Annotated in this window: 2 protein-coding genes and 2 pseudogenes; 1 reads left to right on the top strand and 3 read right to left on the bottom strand. The window is 59.0% G+C overall.

Features of this window, described 5'->3' with window-relative positions; genetic code table 11:
- The 3 genes and pseudogenes from H7965_RS28960 to H7965_RS28955 form a co-directional block, all read right to left on the bottom strand.
- On the bottom strand, nt 1-387 hold a 387-nt coding region (locus H7965_RS28960; protein WP_186773968.1), incomplete at its 3' end, for a hypothetical protein.
- 69 nt (nt 388-456) lie between these two features.
- Nucleotides 457-570 (bottom strand): annotated as a pseudogene (locus tag H7965_RS32190) (hypothetical protein); the annotation flags it as partial.
- 109 nt (nt 571-679) lie between these two features.
- Nucleotides 680-2,005, bottom strand: a pseudogene (locus H7965_RS28955) (AAA family ATPase); the annotation flags it as partial.
- 1,735 nt (nt 2,006-3,740) lie between these two features.
- Between H7965_RS28955 and H7965_RS28950 the strand changes: the two are divergent.
- The gene (locus H7965_RS28950; RefSeq protein WP_186773966.1) at nt 3,741-4,022 is read left to right on the top strand and encodes a GNAT family N-acetyltransferase; all 282 of its coding nucleotides are present in this window, start codon (nt 3,741-3,743) and stop codon (nt 4,020-4,022) included.
- The last annotated feature ends 85 nt before the right edge of the window (nt 4,023-4,107 follow it).

The following is a 4,107-nucleotide window of genomic DNA, read 5'->3' as shown; positions in this document are numbered from 1 at the left end:
CACCCTCACGCCATCTTCGGGGACGGCCTGCTCGATCGTCCGGTAGGCACCAGGGCCACGGTTCCAACCAGCCGCCCGGCAGACGGCGTAGCGGGTCATCGGCTGATCGAGTTCCAACACCTGAGCGATCCCAGCCCTGGCCTCGATCGCTTTGGCAAAATCCCCCGGGGTGTCGCCGACTTGCTCCTCTCGTGGCCTGATGACGAGGCTGCTTTGCAGCATGCTGTCAGCAAGCCATTCCAGGGGTTCTGCGGTGAAGTGGAGGGCCTGTCCATCTGGGCCGTCCTTCTGCTTTTCGACGAACGTACTCAGGTGCATCCCGCCTTCCTGGCGGCCCACTGAAATTACGGTGTCAAAGTCACCTTTGAGCCTGTAGCTGCCGCGCATCCCGCGATCCGCGTCCTTGCCCGTATGGTGAACGGCGAAAACGCTGCACCCAAGGGTGTGGCGCATCGCTGACATCCTCCCGAGGGCAATTCCAGATTCTTTGCCAGAATTCTCCTCCATTCCGACCGCGCAGGTCGCTAGCGTATCGAGAACGATAAGGCCGAAAGGCTGGCCGATCGCCATGGCTTCTGCCTCGATCTCTTCGGTGAGATCGGCCATGCACTGCGGGTCCATGAGGTTTAACCCCCTCAGCGATTAACCGGAAGGGAGCGGAGACGTTCTTTAGCCCGTGGTGTCGTTCCCAGGCAGCGATCCGCACCCCCAGGCCATGTGCCCCCTCGGCGGCCACATAACAGACTGGCGTCAGCGACAGGTCATAGCCGCACCACGGCAAGCCGTGGGCGAGCGACAGGCCAATATGCAGTGACAGGAAGCTTTTGAAACTGCCGCTTGGTCCGCAAATGCATCCGATCGATTTTGTAACGATAAGGCCGGGGACGAGATAATTGGGAGGCGGCAGGTTGGCTGCCTCGCTGCTGGTGAGCATGCGGAATCGGCGCGGCTTCGGCTTGGTGGTCTCCTCCTCAGCCCTAGCCGCCGCCTCCTCTTCCTGCCGGGCGAGATGGGCAGCATGGGCCGCATGGCTTTCCCTGACCTGCCGGGCGATCTTCTCGCGGTGGCGGAGGACGAACTCCGGAATAGTGGGCTCGGGAGGCTTGGCCCAGGATGGCGGAACGAAATTGGGATCGACTTGCCGTGCTCGCCAGAGGAGGCTCGCTACACTGATCCGCTTCATTCCACGGAATCCCTGCCACTGGCGGACTACAGCGCTACGGCTCTCATACCTGCCGCTGCGCGACCATTCATCGAACAGCGCTAGCCCGGCTGCCCCTGGGTCCCAATGGTGGATCGCCGCGCCAACGTCTCGCCATGTCTCGTACTGGCCATTCTCGTCGATGAGTGCGAGACAGGCCCGGATGTCATCCTCCGTCAGCGGGTCATGATCATCCGTCGCCGGCTGCCCCGCCTTGGTTTCGCCAGTTTCGGTGAATTCGTACACCCGGGGGGAATCGGCGGTGATAAGTTCAGAGACGGCATCAAGATAATCGGCGATCTGCTCCTCGGTGACGACCGGCAATTCCGCTCTCTCTACCTCCAGACCCGGCAACCCCTGCCATGAGATGGCCGCGCCGCTATAATGGGTTCCATACGCGACCAACTGCTGGCCCCTTCCCAGCACCTCCACCCGCTCATCTGTACTGGAGTTCACCCGGACGAGCTTTCCCGGCTGCCCCTCGGCAGCCCGGTAGAGGAGCGCCCGGCGGCCCGTGCCTACGCGCCGCCGAATAGCCGGCGAGGGACCGAACAGCGTCTCGGCGATCTCATGAGCGGCATCGGCCCTGGCTCGATCATCGATGTCGATGTCGAGCACGCGGAGCCCATCGCAGAGTAGACCAGTCGACAGGGCGGCGGGTTCGGCCTCATCCCATCCACAACAGGGCGGGACAGGTTCCCGGGCATCATGCTGCCACCCGGTTCCCATCGGTGCTTTGCCGGATTTAGGATCGCCCTGGACGGCATTGCGGACCGGTACTGGCGGAAATCCCGCATCGAACATCGTGCGACGTACAAGAGTTACGGTCCGGGCTTGACTGTACTCAGGCAGCAAATCAAAAATGTCGCTGATGGTTTTGTATTCTCTCATTGAATTGTATTGTCCTTATTAGAGATCAAAATTATCGGAGATTTTGAGTACTGCAGGATTGTGCCCAATTTTCTGCAAAATGTATTGAAATCTGCTTAAATAAACGGACAGTTTGAGCGACCTAGGCCAATTCTTTGCGCCACAGACCAGAATAAATCCTAGTTGTTTTGCTTAATTACTCCCACCCCACGGCCTCACTCAGGGCTGCGAGTGCATCCGGGTCGCTTGCGCGCACGGCCTCGACAAGCGCGCTGAGCGCCGCCGCGGCAGCTACGTCTCCACTCCTCTCGCGCCAATATCCTGCGCGGAAAGCTCCCAGCAGGGCCAGAACGGCAGGGGATTCGGGGTCTGCGCCCACCGCCGCCAGGACTGCGCGCTCGCTGGCTCCAGCCGCCTCGTTGATTACACCACCAATAGTTGCATGCACGTTCCGTACTGCGGCGATGACGGCGGGCTCACTAGACCACACAGCAATTTAGGCAATACCGACGGCGAGAAGTTTAGGCTCAAGTTCCTGCTGCTTAAGATTGGTAATCATGGCGGCGTCAATGCTCAGCGCGGGAACGCGAACAGGATCATTCAAAAGTTTTTTGAACGCTGCCAATACTTTTCGGAAAAGGAAGAATGTTATCCATTTGAACCCCAAAAACAAAGAACGTTAAGAGAATATATAATTGTGGTTCGGCTCAGAGTTAACACATATCAACTTCCTTCTGCCAATTCCCCGGATTGAAGCAAGATGATCTATCAAAATCAAGCGTAAAATTCTGTTGTATGCAATATTTCTATCTTAATATTTCATAAATTCTAGGCGTATTCGCGCACAAAGACTATTTTTAATGGATATTTGTAATATATAATGATAAGTTCCATATGATATATGTATAAAAATTCTTATCTATACTGACGTAAGGTAAGATTACCACTCGATTGGTTTTCGGATGTTCTGATCAAGAATTCGGCTCTGCATCTGAACCATCATGCAGTTCCATTTCTCCAGCAGCATCTTGGCCTGTCGCCTTCTCTGAACGATGAGTCACCGATGCCAAGCCGCCGCGGGAGAAGCAGCTATGTCGCTCAAGATTGATCGGCTGGGCGACCGCTGCTGTTCCAGCCTTGGGCCAGACACCTTCGCCGGCTGCACCAGCCGGCGATACCCAGGCGCAGCTACGTTTCCAGCCCGTGACGCGGCCAGTCGACCCGGTGGGTATCGTCTACGCTTCACCGGTGCCCGGCGGGTGCTTGCTGGTGTTCGGCGCAGATCGTTTGCCGAATGGCGCCAATACCTCGCAAGGTGGAGTCTTCGTCCCCGGTCAGGGCTGCCCGCGGGCTGTGGCGCAGAACCGTTGAAAGGCGGGAGATTCGCCGACGCGGTCGCGTCGTCCATGCCCAATGGTGTTCAGCCAAACCTGGGATGACGACGCTACTCACTCCCGCCTACCAACCGCGGTGTTGACGCCGTGAAGAGGCACCCAGATCGGTAAGAGCACAGCACCTACGCCTGTCCCACCCAATGTATTGTTGGTTCGGTGATGCACAGATGGCGCTCGCTTCGAGCACGGGCACCGGCCGCTTACAGGGGCGTTGCTTGCGGTTGAGGGGGTAGCCGCGACCGGCGCCCTGCAACCAGATCGTGGAGCGCCCATTCATGGAGGAGGTTCGAGACAACCCGGCGATGAGCCGGTTCGAAATGGCGGAGGGCGGCAGCACTGCCTTCGTCGCATACAGGCGAGACGGCAACCGGATGGTGCTGACCCACACCGAGGTGCCGGAGGCGATGGCCGGACAAGGCACCGGATCGAAGCTGGTGCGCGGGGTGCTCGACCACCTGCGTTCAGATGACATCGGGATAGTGCCCCGCTGCGATATCGTAGCCGGCTACATCGAACGCCACCCTGAGTACCGGGACCTTCTGGTCGGCCCTGGCTGAACCGCCAAGCCATGGTGTGGAGCCTGAGCAAGGCGGCGACGAGGAGCCCGAGGGCAGCCATAGGGCGTCGCCCAGCCATGCTCGC

This window comes from Siccirubricoccus deserti (assembly GCF_014283215.1).
Lineage (GTDB): Bacteria > Pseudomonadota > Alphaproteobacteria > Acetobacterales > Acetobacteraceae > Siccirubricoccus > Siccirubricoccus deserti.
The sequence above is the reverse complement of the archived record's forward strand: the minus strand, read 5'-3'. Positions and strand labels throughout refer to the sequence as shown.

Bases quoted from the DNA above. Each gene is read 5' to 3' on its own strand.
- H7965_RS28950 (WP_186773966.1), top strand. From the start codon at position 3,741: ATGGAGGAGGTTCGAGACAACCCGGCGATGAGCCGGTTCGAAATGGCG.